This is a genomic window from Humitalea rosea (assembly GCF_003253705.1).
Classification (GTDB): domain Bacteria; phylum Pseudomonadota; class Alphaproteobacteria; order Acetobacterales; family Acetobacteraceae; genus Humitalea; species Humitalea rosea.
This window is the reverse complement of sequence record NZ_QKYU01000002.1, coordinates 15,446-29,262: the sequence shown is the minus strand read 5'-3', so window position 1 is coordinate 29,262 and position 13,817 is coordinate 15,446. Positions and strand designations below refer to the sequence as shown.

At 66.7% G+C, this 13,817-nt stretch carries 9 protein-coding genes and 1 pseudogene; 8 read left to right on the top strand and 2 right to left on the bottom strand.

The features are described 5' to 3' along the window. Positions 1-33 precede the first annotated feature (33 nt). Both C8P66_RS02165 and C8P66_RS02160 read left to right on the top strand, forming a co-directional pair. The gene (locus tag C8P66_RS02165) at positions 34-717 is read left to right on the top strand and encodes a thioredoxin domain-containing protein (protein WP_111396504.1); all 684 of its coding nucleotides are present in this window, start codon (positions 34-36) and stop codon (positions 715-717) included. After that, positions 714-4,760: a chromosome segregation SMC family protein gene (locus C8P66_RS02160; protein WP_245903161.1), complete on the top strand. Its 4,047-nt coding sequence runs from the start codon at positions 714-716 to the stop codon at positions 4,758-4,760. The genes C8P66_RS02165 and C8P66_RS02160 overlap by 4 nt, the downstream gene beginning before the upstream one ends. A 119-nt stretch (positions 4,761-4,879) precedes the next feature. Here C8P66_RS02160 and C8P66_RS23460 read toward each other — a convergent pair whose 3' ends face one another. Then, positions 4,880-6,247, bottom strand: a complete 1,368-nt coding sequence (locus C8P66_RS23460) for an SGNH/GDSL hydrolase family protein (RefSeq protein WP_146422673.1) — start codon at positions 6,245-6,247, stop codon at positions 4,880-4,882. Positions 6,248-6,899: 652 nt separating this feature from the next. Between C8P66_RS23460 and C8P66_RS02155 the strand changes: the two genes are divergently transcribed. From C8P66_RS02155 to C8P66_RS02140, 5 genes and pseudogenes are all read left to right on the top strand, one after another. After that, positions 6,900-7,835, top strand: a complete 936-nt coding sequence (locus C8P66_RS02155; protein WP_111396503.1) for a discoidin domain-containing protein — start codon at positions 6,900-6,902, stop codon at positions 7,833-7,835. Positions 7,836-9,304: 1,469 nt separating this feature from the next. After that, positions 9,305-9,484, top strand: a complete 180-nt coding sequence (locus C8P66_RS23980; RefSeq protein WP_170141542.1) for a hypothetical protein — start codon at positions 9,305-9,307, stop codon at positions 9,482-9,484. Continuing rightward, positions 9,450-9,602 (top strand): annotated as a pseudogene (locus tag C8P66_RS02150) (chromosome segregation protein SMC); the annotation flags it as partial. The gene C8P66_RS23980 and the pseudogene C8P66_RS02150, both read left to right, overlap by 35 nt. A 98-nt stretch (positions 9,603-9,700) precedes the next feature. Beyond that, on the top strand, positions 9,701-10,558 hold the full coding sequence (locus C8P66_RS02145) for a metallophosphoesterase family protein (protein WP_111396502.1): 858 nt from the start codon (positions 9,701-9,703) through the stop codon (positions 10,556-10,558). A gap of 91 nt (positions 10,559-10,649) precedes the next feature. Continuing rightward, complete coding sequence (locus C8P66_RS02140) at positions 10,650-12,260, top strand: ABC transporter substrate-binding protein (RefSeq protein ID WP_245903160.1); 1,611 nt, start codon at positions 10,650-10,652, stop codon at positions 12,258-12,260. Between the two features lie 31 nt (positions 12,261-12,291). Here C8P66_RS02140 and C8P66_RS02135 read toward each other — a convergent pair whose 3' ends face one another. Further along, positions 12,292-12,822 carry an NAD(P)H-dependent oxidoreductase gene (locus C8P66_RS02135; RefSeq protein WP_111396501.1) on the bottom strand — a complete coding sequence of 177 codons (531 nt, stop codon included), beginning with the start codon at positions 12,820-12,822 and terminating at the stop codon, positions 12,292-12,294. 88 nt (positions 12,823-12,910) lie between these two features. Here C8P66_RS02135 and C8P66_RS02130 point away from each other — a divergent pair, with 88 nt between their 5' ends. Further along, positions 12,911-13,810, top strand: a complete 900-nt coding sequence (locus C8P66_RS02130) for a LysR family transcriptional regulator (protein WP_245903159.1) — start codon at positions 12,911-12,913, stop codon at positions 13,808-13,810. The last annotated feature ends 7 nt before the right edge of the window (positions 13,811-13,817 follow it).

Below are 13,817 nucleotides of genomic sequence, written 5' to 3'. Positions count from 1 at the left end.
TCCCCGCCCGCGCCTTGTCGGAGCACTCCCTGAATGACTGTTTCCCGCCGAACCCTTGCCATCGCCAGTGCCGCCGGAGTCGCGGCCCTGGGCGGACTCGCCGTGTTGTTCCAGGCGCCCGAGCACCCCGCGGCCGCCGCGGAGCCCACCGCAACCCCCGCCCCGGCCCCCGCCGCGACGCCCGGCACCGATCCGCGCATGGCCGAACGCGGCATCGGCCGCGCCGATGCCCCGCTCACGGTGATCGAGTATTTCTCCCTCACCTGCAGCCATTGCGCCGCCTTCCACCGCGAGACCTTCCCCCGCGTGAAGTCGGAACTGATCGACACCGGCCGCATCCGCCTGGTGTTCCGCGATTTCCCGCTGGACCAGCTTGCCTTGGCCGCGGCCCAGGTCGCGCGCTCTTTGCCGGGCGAGCGGTATGAGGCCTTCATCGGCACCCTGCTCGGGAGCCAGGACCGCTGGGCCTTCAACCGCCAGGCCGATCCGGCGGCGGAAATCGCCAAGCTCGCGGCCTTCGCCGGCATGGACCAGGCCGCCGTCACCGCGGCGCTGAACGATCGCGGCTTGCAGCGCGCCATCCTGGAAGGCCGGCTGCGCGCGGAGCAGGAATTCCATGTGAACAGCACGCCGACCTTCGTCTTCGGCACCAAGGTCGTGCCCGGCGGCATTCCCTTCGAGCGCTTCGCCGAGCTGGTGCGCGAGAACACGGTTTGAGCGAAGGCGACCCCCCCGCCGCCGAGGAGACCCCGCGCCCGCCGCGCAGCGCGACCCTCGTGCGGCTGCGGATCGCCGGCTTCAAATCCTTCGCGGAACCCACCACGGTCGAGGTGCTGCCGGGGCTGACCGGCATCGTCGGCCCCAATGGCTGCGGCAAGTCCAACGTCGTCGAGGCGCTGCGCTGGGCGATGGGCGAGACCTCGGCCAAATCCCTGCGCGGCGGCGAGATGGAGGATGTCATCTTCGCCGGGACCGCGACCCGGCCGGGGCGGAACCTCGCCGAGGTGACGCTCTCGCTGGAGGATGCGCTGGGCCTCGCCCCGCCGCCGCAGGCCGATGCCGACAGCCTGGAAATCCTGCGCCGCATCGGGCGCGGCGATGGCTCCACCTTCCGGGTGAACGGGCGTGAGGTCCGCGCGCGGGATGTGCAGACCCTGTTCGCCGACATCGGCAGCGGCGCGCGGGCGAGTGCCATGGTCAGCCAGGGCCGGGTCGCGGCGCTGATCGCGGCCAAGCCCGAGGAGCGCCGCGGCGTCATCGAGGAAGCCGCCGGCATCGGCGGCCTGCGGGCGCGCAAGCATGAGGCCGAGCTGAAGCTGCGCGCCGCCGAGGCCAATCTGCTGCGCGCGGATGATCTGAAGGGGCAGCTCGAAACCCAGCGCCAGGCGCTGCAACGCCAGGCCCGCCAGGCCGCGCGCTACCGCAACCTCTCCGGCCTGACGCGGGAGGCCGAGGCGGAGTGGCTCGCCATCCTGGCCGGCCGGGCCGAGGCGGCGCTGACCACCGCCCGCGCCGCGCACGCCCAGGCCCGCGCCGCCACCACCGAGGCCGAGGCCGCCGCCGAGGCCGCGACCCGCCGCGCCTTCGCCGCCGATACCGCGCTGCCGGGCCCGCGTGAGGCCGAGGCCATCGCCCGCACCGCGCTGGAACGCCGCCGCGTGGAGGCCGAGACCCTGGCCGGTGCGGAGCTTTCCGCCCGCGCGGCCCTGGAGGCGGCGCAGCGCCGTCTTGTCCAGATCGAGCAGGACTACGCCCATGCCGAGGCCGCGGGGCGCGATGCCGCCGCCGCCCTGGCCCGCCTGGAGACCGAGGCCGCCGCGCTGGATGCCGCCGAGGCCGAGATGCCCGCCCGCCTCGCCGCCGCCGAGACCGCCCAGGCCGAGGCCGCCAGCACCGCGACGGGGGCCGAGGCCGCCCTGCGCGCCGCCACCGAGGCCGCCGCCGAGGCCGCCGCCCGGGAAGGCGCCTTGGCCGCCGCCCGCGACGTCGCGACCCAGCGTTTGCGGGAGGCCGAGAGCCGCCACGCCGCCCGCGGCCGCGAGCGCGACGCCGCCCGCGCCGAACAGGTGCCGCCCGAAACCCTCGCCGCCGCCACCGGGCGCGTCCAGGCCGCCGAGACCGCGCTGGCCGAGGCCATGGCCGCCCTGACCGCCGCCGAAACCCGCCGTCGCGAGACCATCGCCGCCGCCGAGGCCGCCGTCCGCGCCGCCACCGAGGAAGCCGCCGCCCGCGACCGCGCGACCCAGGCGGTCCAGGCCGCGACCGCCCGCGCCCGGTCGCTGGCCGCCGAGCGCGACCGCATCGCCGCCGACCACGCCCGCGCCTTGGCCGCGCAGATCCCGCCCGAAACCCTCGCCGCCGCCGCCGATGGGCTGGCCGCCGCCGAGGCCGCCCAGGCCAATGCCGCCGCCGCCTTGGAGCAGGCCGCCGCCACCCGCGCCGCCGCCGCCGCCCGCGAGGCCACCGCCCGCACCGCCGGGGCCGAGGCCGAGGCCGCCCGCGCCCGCTCGGCCGCCGAGGTCCAGGGCATGACCGACCTTCTGGCCGCCCGCGAGCCGGGCGCGGCCAGCCCGGTGCTGGATGCCGTGACCCTGCCCGCCGGGCTGGAGGCGGCGCTTGGTGCCGCCCTTGGCGAGGCGCTGGAAAGCCCGGCGGAGGACCCGGCCGCCGTCCGCTGGTGGCATGCGCTGCCGGCGCTGAACCCGGTGCCGCCGCTGCCGATCGGCGCCACCCCGCTGTCACGGCTGGTCGAGGCGCCGCCGGCCCTGTCCCGCGCGCTCTCCCAGGTCGGGCTGCTGGCCGATGACGCCGATGGCGCGGCCTTGCAGCGCGGCCTGCAGCCCGGCCAGATGCTGGTGACCTCCGAGGGCGCGCTATGGCGCTGGGATGGCCATACCGCCCGCGCCGGGGCGCCCACGGCGGGTGCCGTGCGGCTGCGGCAGCGCAACGCCCTGCGCGCCGCCCGCCGCCGCCTGGACCAGGACAGCGCCGCCGCCGCCGAAATGGCGCGCGGCCGCGAGGCCGCCGAGGCCGCCGCCCGCACCGCCACCAGCGCCGAGCAACAGGCCCGCGCCGCCCGCGATGCCGCCGATGCCGCTTTGGCCGAGGCCCGCACCCGCGCGACCCGCCTTGCCGCCACCGCGGCCGAGGTGACCGGGCGCCTGGACGCCCTGACGCCGCAGCGCGAACGCAGCAACCAGGAAGCCGCCGCCGCCGCCGAGGCCGAGGCCCAGGCGCGCGCGACCCTGGCCGCTTTGCCCGACCCCGCCACCACCGCCGCCCGCCGCACCCAGGCCCGCGACGCCGCGCAGACCGCGACCATCGCCGAAACCGCCGCCACCGCCGCGCGCCAGACCGCCGAACGCAGCCTGGCCGAGGCGCGCAGTGCCGCGAGCCGCCTCTCCGCCCAGGCGGCCGGCGCCGAGGCGCGGCTGGCGGCGCTGGAGCCCGAGATCGCCCGCCTCGCCGAGGAAGCCGCGACCGCCCGTGCCGCGCTGGCCGAGGCGGAGGCAGCACTGGCGGCCCTGCCCGACCTTGGCGCCCTGCGCGCCGCCGCCGATGGCATGCGCACCGCCGCGACCGAGGCCCGCGCCGCCGATGCCGCCGCCCGCGGCGCCCTGGCCGATCTGGGCGCGGAAGCACCGCGCCTCGGCGCCCGCCGGCAGGCGCTGGGCAGCGATGCCGAGGGCTGGCGCAGCCGCGCGACCGACGCCGCCGAGCGCATCGACGCCCTGGCCGGCCGCCGTGCCGAGGCGGCCGCCGAGGCCGAGGCCGCCGCCGAAGCCCCCGATGCCGCCGCGACCCGCCGTGCCGAGGCCGGCCGGGGCCTGGCCACCGCCGAGGCCACCCATGCCGAGGCCGCCCGGACGCTTGCCGCCGCCGAGGCCGAGCACCGCGCCGCCGCCGAGGCCCGCCGCGCCGCCGATGCCGGTTTCGCCAAGGCGCGCGAGGCGCAGGTCGCGGCCGACGCCGCCACCCGCGCCGCCGAGGTCCAGGGCCATGCCGCCGCCGCCCGCATCGTCGAGCGCCTGGGCGAGGATGCGACCCTGCCCGAACCGCCTGAGGATTTGTCGGAAGCCGCCGAGGAAAAGGCGCGGCGAAAGGCCGATCGCCTGACCCGCGAGCGGGAGGAGATGGGCCCGGTCAACCTCCGCGCCGAGATCGAGTTGAAGGAGGTCGAGGATCGCGCCGGCGGCATCGAGCGTGAGCGCGACGAAATCGGGGCCGCCATCGCCAAGCTGCGCGGCAGCGTCGGCTGGCTGAACCGGGAGGCGCGGGAAAAGCTGCGCGCGGTGTTCGACCGCGTGGATGTCGAGTTCCGTGCCCTCTTCTCCAAGCTGTTCGGCGGCGGGCGGGCGCATCTGGCGCTGGTCGGCTCGGATGATCCGCTGGAAGCCGGGCTGGAGATTTTTGCCGAACCACCGGGGAAAAAACTCTCCTCGCTGTCGCTGCTGTCGGGCGGGGAGCAGGCGCTGACGGCGCTGTCGCTGATCTTCGCGGTGTTCCGCTGCAACCCCGCACCCGTCTGCGTGCTGGATGAGGTCGATGCGCCGCTGGATGACGCGAATGTCGAACGGCTCTGCGACATGCTTGACCATATGGCGAATGAGGGCGGTACCCGCTTCCTGGTCGTCACCCACCATCCGCTGACCATGGCGCGGATGCACAGGCTCTATGGCGTGACCATGCAGGAACGCGGCGTGTCGCGGCTGCTCAGCGTCGATCTTGGCCGCGCGGTGGAGTTGGCGGAGAGCGGCTGAACCCGTCATGCGGGTTTCGCCGTTCCGCCATCGGATGGTCCCTGCATAGGATTACCCTGCGCCCGCCCCCAAAAAGCCGAAGGCCCTGAGGGCTTAGCGAGCGCTGGGGCGCGGGAGCCTCATTCGACAATTCGCAAAGAAGCTCGCTCGAAACTCACATCAAAATTTGCGCCTGAAAGCTCATCCGAGTCGAGCCTAGCCAGAAGTTGCACCTCGAGAGCCCCACTCTCATCCTGCGGTGCCGCCAATGCCGGCGACCTGAGCACAAGACGATGCGCCACTTCGCTCGGCCAGAGATGCGCGGGACCATCCTCGAAAGCGGTTGCAAGGCGAGGTGGCGTATTCATGCCGTCGAAGGCCGCCAGACGACAGGTGACACCGCGGAGGCCCGTGGCGCCGGATTTGATATGGACGACAGCCATCGCTTCGACGACCCGGCCTGCGGCTGAGCGCGGCACCGACACGCGTGCCCGGATGCCGATGAGGCCGTTGGTACGCGCGAGGGTGGCGCCACGCGCCTTGATCGCGACACCGTTACCGAAACCGCCGAGAGCCCTTTGTGTCGTCGTCTCGATCTGCCCATCGACCGGTGCTGAAGGGTCGAATGCTATCCATCCATCGGGTAGCGCTTGAGCGTTGGTCTCCGACGAATCGATCAGCATCAACCCGTTGGGCAGAAGGGTTCCATGGGGGTTTGTTGCTGCATCAAATCTGTCTCCAGCATCAGCAAGCAGCAATCCCCGTCGCGGCAGATAGGGACGCATGGCATCCGCCAGCAAGGTTCCAACCCGCCAACCGCCCCAGGGAGATGTATGTGTTCCATCGAAATGGAGCAGAGAAAGCGGCTCGGAGGCATGTACACTCATCACTGAAGGCAGCGGATCGATCACATGGATTTTTTCATGCGACGCCGCATAATCGGCAACGAAACGCCGGATGCCAGCCATCCGGGCGTGGAGCCGCGTGAGATCCTCCCCCGCAAAGCCAAATTTCGCCCAAGCCACGGAATTTCGTGGGAGATCCTGGACGATAAACACGCGGATGCCTTCAGCCAAAAGCTGATCCCAGCATCGCGCCATCGCTGTCATTGATCCCTCGAAAGAGACAGGGCCGTTTTCTGGCTTAGGGTCATTTGTTCCTGCCGAGTAAATGCAGGCCCAATATCGTTGCTTTTCGATCAAGCTCGGCACCCGCCCCAGCACTCCATTCGTCGTGCCATCATGGAAGCCGTAGTTATCCGAATGCTGAAAGCCCAGTTCGCCATCCAGCAAGGCGTCCGCCCAGGACGCGAAGCTGTAGGCGGAATGAAACACCGCAGTCCCGGGCTTGACTCGATTCTCGTCAACGTCCTCCGCGTTCAACCGTTGCCCACCGACCCGGGTCGATCCTCCCATCCGGCTATCGCCCAACAAAGCAACTCTATTGCGCAACGTGGGGTGACGAGGAGTCGCAATATGTATTGTCATGTCTTTGATTTCTGTTATCATTATGGGCTCCAAAATTGAAAACGATCCTGATGAGATTTTTTATAGTACGATAATGTAATATCATACCGTAGTGTATTAGGAAGAAGGATTTGGCGCCAGCCTCACGGATAATGACGATGTCGTCGGGCTAGCAGGCTGCTGAAAAAGAACCTTCGCCAGCAAGCGGCGACCGATTGTTTCGCGGTGATCGCGCAACACGAATGAATCCTTCAACACGCAGCGCCTTTGGATTCATTCCTGCCGAACATTGCGGTTTCGCCGGAGCCAAGCGTCGTTCTTCAGCAGCCTGCTAGAGCATCTTGGTCCCGGCCTGCTGCAGGCCGATGCCTGATTCACATCGCGGTCAGGATGGGACGTATACCCGATCAACTTGGGTTCTCCGATGTGTTGCATCGGCTGCGGAGGTGCCAAGGGCGATGACCTTGAGCGGATCGCGGCGCTGGTGGACTTCGCCTAATTCCGGCCGGACCTGACCCGGTGCGGCATGCGAACATGATCTGCCCCCTCCGTGCGGCGCTCACGCGGGCTGGTCGGTAGATCAGGTTTGGCACGGTTAGACAACGTTGTCATCGAATGAGCTTTAATTTTTAGTTGACTTTCTTGATTCCTGGCGCTACTCAAAGAAGGTTTTTATTTCTGGAGGTGCTTTATAATGTTACGTAACCTTGGGTCAAATTACGTATGCCGCCAGAGTAGTTCTGATATCTCTCAGTTTAGTTTAGAAAATGAAATACGCAACGTTTTGGATGGGCCGAAGAATGGCCACTTCGCCTTTCACACGATGGCCGGCGACTCTTCTCCTTGGTGGCAGGTCGATTTTGGCCGATCGATGCCTCTCGAAGCCCTCGTTGTGTTCAATCGCGAAAAGTATCGTGAGCGGGCGACGAGTTTGCAGGCGTGGATGAGTGATGACGGGCAGGCGTGGGAGAAATTTTTCGATAATAAAAATATTGCGGAAGGGGAAAGAATATTTGGCGGTGTGTATACGGGGCCAAGAACAGTTTGGATGCCGGGGCTGAGTGCACGATTTGTGCGGCTTACTGCTGACAAAGGGCATATTTTACATTTAGATGGCGTGGTATTTTATCAGTCTGTCGATGATTGCAATGCTTCTCTATTGGCGGAAGTTGTGCGCCAGGTAGACGGTGGCGCAGATGAAGTTGGCAGGGTAAATCTAACTCGATCCAATGTTAATTTTGCCGAAATTGAGGACTTTGTGGAGCGCAATGGTCCTTTTTCCAAGAAAGTTGGCCTTACTTTTATTCGATATCTTGCCGATTGCGGCTTGGATATCGCTGAAGGATTCCCTGAAAAGCTAGGGCTCGGCAGCATTGAGGATGGCTATGCCGCAATGGTGCGTGGTTATATTTCATCCGATCTGGATAGGGCGCGTAAAGCATATAGAAATTTAGTAAATTTTTCTCCGGATTACTCAGGATTACTCGAACTGCACGAGATGTTGCTTGCGGCATCAGGGGGGGGGGAGCGAGGAGATTATCAAACTGATTATTTGGGATCTGGACGATACCCTCTGGGCCGGCACGCTTGCCGAAGGCGACGATGTCAAAGTTTTCGCGCGTCGGCGTAAAATGCTTGAGACATCGATTCAGCGCGGAATTGTAAATTCTGTCGTTTCCAAAAATGATCCTTTGGTAGCGCGTGCAAAACTCACAGAACTTGGATTAATGGAATTTCTTGTAGCTCCGCGCATTGCCTTCAAACCTAAAGGAGAGATGGTTAAGGCTCAAATAGAGGCCCTCCAACTTCGTGAGCAGAATGTACTTTTTGTTGACGACAATCCAATGAATCTCAATGAGGTAAAATTCTATTGCCCTAAGATTAAGGTGTTGGATGCACGAGATGAATCGACAGATGATTTTATTGAGAATTTAATCTCGAAAAGCAAAGAAGATGGAGGCAAGCGCCACAAAAATTACGAAGTACTGTCCAGAAAGATGAATGATGAGGCGGAGTTTAATGGAGATAACGAGGCTTTTCTTCGCCAATCGGGCATAAAGATCGCAATTGTATCAGGAAATCATAATTTTCGATTTGCTCATCGGATTGAAGAATTGGTAAATCGTTCAAATCAGATGAATTTCTTGAAGAGTCGTATTCCGGAAGGAACCGGCACATTTTTGGTTGGAGATTCGTACACCTATACTCCTTACAGTGTATTTGTTCGAGACCGATTTGGCTCGTATGGCTTGGTTGGCTTTGCTTGCTTGCGAGGAAGAAAGCTGATCCATTTTGCGTTTTCTTGTCGCATCATGAATATGAAGATCGAGAATGTGGTGATGGACATGCTTGTGAAGAAGCATGGCCTTACTGACTGCCCGGTTCGACCGGAAAACCCGGACTACATTACAGTCGTGGGCGACCGGGAATGGGAATTTGCCGCTGACATGGATGGCACCGCGAACGCGTCAGCCAAAGATATTATGGTAATGGCAAATTGTCAGAGCGGGATCATTGCTCACTATCTCGGTGCTCCCGACCGAACCGACGCCGAACAAGCACCTGAGAGCTTTTCCTTGCGCAAATCAGCTCACCTCGCCCACAAGTATGCCGAAAAATATGACACGCTGATATATGGCATATTCGTCGATTACATGGCTGCGTATTGGGGAAACAAATTTACCCTGGCGAGTTTCACATCAAATCTGCAGATTGCTTTTGATGGCTGGGCTGGTGTTAAGGTGTATGTATTGTTGCCGCCCGGGAGTGAGCACGCGGTCGTTGAGCACACTTCTGAACGCACAACGTTTGCGGATTTGAACAACCTTGTGGTGCGTCTCGCCGAAGGCCACAAAAACATACATATCGTTCGCCTCGCAGATTTTGTTGAGGAGGACAATGATGTCACCGCTGATTTACGGCATTATAGCCGTACGCTCCTTAAGCGCGTGTCTGAGCACTTACGTGGCCTCATTCTTGACCCGATCGCGCAACTTGGCCAGCCGGCTTCCCAGAGCCGACAGATGAGCGTGACTTAGGCTCAGGAGTCATTGCCAGAGCCGGAAGGCGACGGCCGCGCTGGGCATCGCCGAACGAACCTTGGCCGAAGCGTGCAGCGCCGCGAACCGCCTCTCCACCCAGGCGGCCGGCGCCGCCGCCCGCATCGTCGGCTGGCTGAACCGGGAGGCGCGGGAAAAGCTGCGCGCCGTGTTCGACCGCGTGGATGCCGAGTTCCGCGGCTTGGCGGCTCTGCAACATGCTCGACCATATGGCGAATGAGGGCGGCACCCGCTTCCTGGTCGTCACCCACCATCCGCTGACCATGCAGGAACGCGGCGTGTCGCGGCTGCTCAGCGTCGATCTTGGCCGCGCGGTGGAGTTGGCGGAGAGCGGCTGAACCCGTCACGCGGGTTTCGCCGTTCCGCCATCCGCCGGGTCACGCGGACGCGCTACCACTGGGCGACCGGGCAAGGGCCCCAGCTGAAAGACCCACGCATGAGCCGCATCGTCTTCCTCTCCGACCTGCATCTGTCGCCGAAGCACGGCTTCTTCTGGAAGAATTTCGCGCTGGCCCGGGACGCGGCCAATGTCTCCGATGCCGATGCGGTGGTGGTCTGCGGCGACCTGTGCATCGACGGGCCGGACAGCGATACGGAGATGGGCTTCGCCGCTCTGGCGCTGGATGGGCTGGAGCCGCCGGTCTTCGCCCTGCCCGGCAACCACGACGTCGGCGACGAGCCCCCCGGCCAGGACGCCCGCCAGATCATCGACGAGGACCGGCTGGCGCGCTGGGACCAGGCTTTCGAGACCGACCGCTTCATGCTGGATGCCGGCGTCTGGCGGCTGATCGGGGTCAACGCCCAGCTCTTCGGCAGCGGCCTGCCGCGCGAGGACGAGCAGGAGGCCTGGCTCGCCCGGGAACTGACCGATGCCGGCGATCGCCCGGTGGCGCTGGTGCTGCACAAGCCGCTGTTCCTGGAACGCGAGGACGAGGACGAGGCGACAGCGGCCACCCTCAACCCCGCCCCCCGGGCGCGGCTGCTGGCCCTGCTGCGGCGCGCGGGCGTGCGGCTCGTGATCAGCGGGCATCTGCATGCCACGCGGGACCGGGAGATCGGGGGCATCCGTCATCTGTGGCTGCCGGCGCTGGCCTTCCTGGGCAAGGGCGGTCATGGCGGTGTCCCGGCGGTCGGCGCGCTGCTGGTGGATTTCGCCGAGGCCGAGGTCCGTATCGAGCCCCTGGCCTTGCCAGGGCTGGAGCCGCATGAGCTGGACGCGATCAAGGGCCATGGCCTCTGGCGCTTCCTGCGGGAGATGCCAGCCTGCCCGCCGGTGCTCGGGCCGCCGGCCTGAGGCGGGCGCGCTCGAACGGGCTGGCGGCGGCAAGGCGCACATCCTAGGCTCCGGCCCGAGGTTTCCAGACCCCCGGGAGGACCACCCCATTATGCTGCCGATCAAGCTGCGACGCGCCCTGTTCGCCTCCGCCCTGACCTTGCCCATGCTGGCCGCCGCCGGCCCCGCCGCGATGGCGCAGGGCAATGTGTTCCGCTGGGCGAACGACGGCGATACCAACTCGATGGACCCGTACACGCGGCAGGAAACCTTCCTGCTGTCGTTCAACAACAACATCTACGAGGGGCTGGTCCGCTACGGCCGCAACCTCGAGGTCGAGCCCGCCCTGGCCGAAAGCTGGGAGCTGCTGGAGCCGACCAAGTGGCGCTTCCATATCCGCCAGGGGGTGAAGTTCTCCGACGGCACGCCGCTGACCGCCGAGGACATCGTCTTCAGCATCGCCCGTTCGCGCGGCCCCGGCAGCAATGTCGCCGGCACCTTCCAGTCGGTGGAGTCGGTGGTGAAGGTCGATGACTTCACCGTGGACATCATCACCAAGGTGCCGAACCCGATCCTGTTGCAGGAACTCACCACCTTCCAGGTGCTGAGCAAGGCCTGGGCCGAGGCGCATGGCGCGACGGCCGTCGCCGACCTCACCTCCCGCGAGGAGAATTTCGCGACCCGCAACGCCATGGGCACCGGCCCCTTCGTGCTGACCAGCCGCGAGCCGGACCGCCGCACCGTGCTGGCGCCGAACCCCAATTGGTGGGACCGCGCGGAGCACAATCTGAGCCGGGTCGAGTTCAACGTCATCGCCAATGACGCGACCCGCGTCGCCGCCTTGCTCTCGGGCGAGATCGACATGCTCTACACCGTGCCGCCGCAGGACATGGCGCGCATCGCCGCCGCCCCGGGGCTACGCATCCTGCAAGGGCCGGAGCTGCGGACCATCTACCTCGGCATGGACCAGCTGCGGCCGGAGCTGCTGAAGAGCGACGTGCATGGCCGCAACCCGTTCCAGGACGTGCGGGTGCGCCGCGCCTTCTACCAGGCGATCGACGTCAATGCGATCCAGCGCAGCGTGATGCGCGGGCAGTCCCGCCCGACCGGGCTGATGTACGGCCCGGGCGTGAACGGCTTCCTGGAGGCCGATGACAAGCGCCTGCCGGTGGATCTGGCCGCCTCCCGCCGGCTGCTGGCCGAGGCGGGCTATCCCAACGGCTTCGGCGTCACGCTCGACTGCCCGAACGACCGCTACGTGAACGACGAGGGCATCTGCACCGCCGTCGTCGCCATGCTGGCCCGCGTCGGCATCCGCGTCACCCTGAACGCCCAGACCCGCGCGCGCTTCTTCGCCGAGGTGAACGGGCCGCGCTACAACACCAGCTTCTACCTGCTGGGCTGGACGCCCTCGACCGGGGATGCCCACAACTCGCTGTTCAACCTGGCGCGGAGCCGGGATGGCAAGTCCAGCGGCATCTTCAACAATGGCGGCTATTCCAACCCGGCCTTCGACACGCTGGTCGATCGCATCGCGGTGGAAACCGATGCGACCGCCCGCCAGCGCCTGATCACCGAGGCGAGCACGGTGCTGCGCGACGACGTCGGCTACATCCCGCTGCACCAGCAGCAGATCGTCTGGGCGGCGCGCAACACCGTGCAGCTCGTGCAGTTGGCCAACAACTACTTCCCGCTGCGCTTCGTGCGCATGGGCGCCAACTGAGCCTGCCGGCCGGGCATGGCGTGACGCTCGGTCACGCCATGCCCAGCCGCGCCACATAACGGCCCGCGGCCTCGGCCAGGGCCGGGGCGTCCAGCCTGTTCGCCCCGAACAGCAGGAAGGGCTGCGACCAGGGCAGGCCGCAGCGATGCGCCGTGGCCTCCAGCGGCCGCAACAGCTCCTCCAGCGAGAACAGGTTCGCGCCCGTGGGCGCATAGGCGGCGGGCGTATTGCCCGCCGTCGCGGCGACCAGCAGCGGCGTGCCTTCGAGCGCCCGGCCCTCCCGCTCATAGGCGATGTAGAACATCCGGGTCAGCACGCTGTCCTGCCACGCCTTCAGCAGCGGCGGCGTCGCATACCACTGCACCGGGAATTGCAGGACGATGCGCCCGGCCGCGAGCAGGCGGGCCACCTCGCGCTCGACGTCGATCTCACCCGTCGGGTAGAGCGCCTGCATATCGACGACCTCCACCCCCGGCAGTTCGGCGGCCGCCGCGGCCAGCGTGGCATTGGCCCGCGAACGGGACGGGTCGGGGTGGAACATCAGGATGGTGGTGGTGGACATCGGGGGCTCTCCTGGGTGGGGTGTGCCCCGACCATCGCCCTCGGCCAAAAATCCTTCCAACAGATAGTTGGTATGATAGATTATCCGTATGGTGAATTTACGCGCGGTCGATCTCAACCTGCTGGTGGTGCTCGACGCGCTGCTGGACGAAGCCCATGTCACCCGCGCCGCCGATCGGCTGGGCCTGTCCCAGCCCGCGACCTCCAGCGCGCTGGACCGCTGCCGCCACCTCTTCGCCGATCCGCTGCTGGAGCGTGGCCGGGGCGTGATGCGGCGCACCGCCAGGGCCGAGGCCTTGCGCGCGCCGCTCAAGACCCTGCTCGGCCAGATGGCGGCGGTGCTGGACCCGCCCGTCCTGGACCTCGCCCAACTGCGCCAGAGCATCCGGATCACCATGGCCGACCACCCCGCCGTGGCGGTGCTGGGGGATCTGCTGCCCCGGCTGGCGGCGACCGCGCCGGGGCTGGACCTGGTCATCCAGCCCTGGCACGGGGCGGCGGCCGCACTGGAGGCGCTGGCCAAGGGGCAGAGCGACCTCGCGCTATCGGTCTTCCCGGCGGTGGAGGCAGCGTTCCGGCGGGAGGAGGTGCTGCGCGAGCACTACCTCGTGGTCATGCGGAAGGACCACCCGGCGGCGGCGTGCTTCGACCTCGACCAATGGCTCGCCTGGCCGCATGTGCTGGTCTCAGGCCGGGGCGAGACCCGGGGGGCGCTGGATGAGGCGCTGTTGCGGCATGGCCGGACCCGCAGGGTGGGGCTGGTGGTGCCTAGCTTCCTGATGGTGCCGCCGCTGCTCGTGGGGTCGGGGCTGATCGCGATGCTGCCGAGCCGCTGCCTGCCGGCGGGGGCGGAGGAGAGCCTGGCCGTCTTCCCCCCGCCGATCGCGGTGGAAGGCTTTCCCTTGCACCTGGCCTGGCATGCCCGCCGCGACGAGGACCGGGCGCTGCGCCATGTCGGCGCCCTGATCCGGCAGATCCTGGCGGGGTGACCCGCGG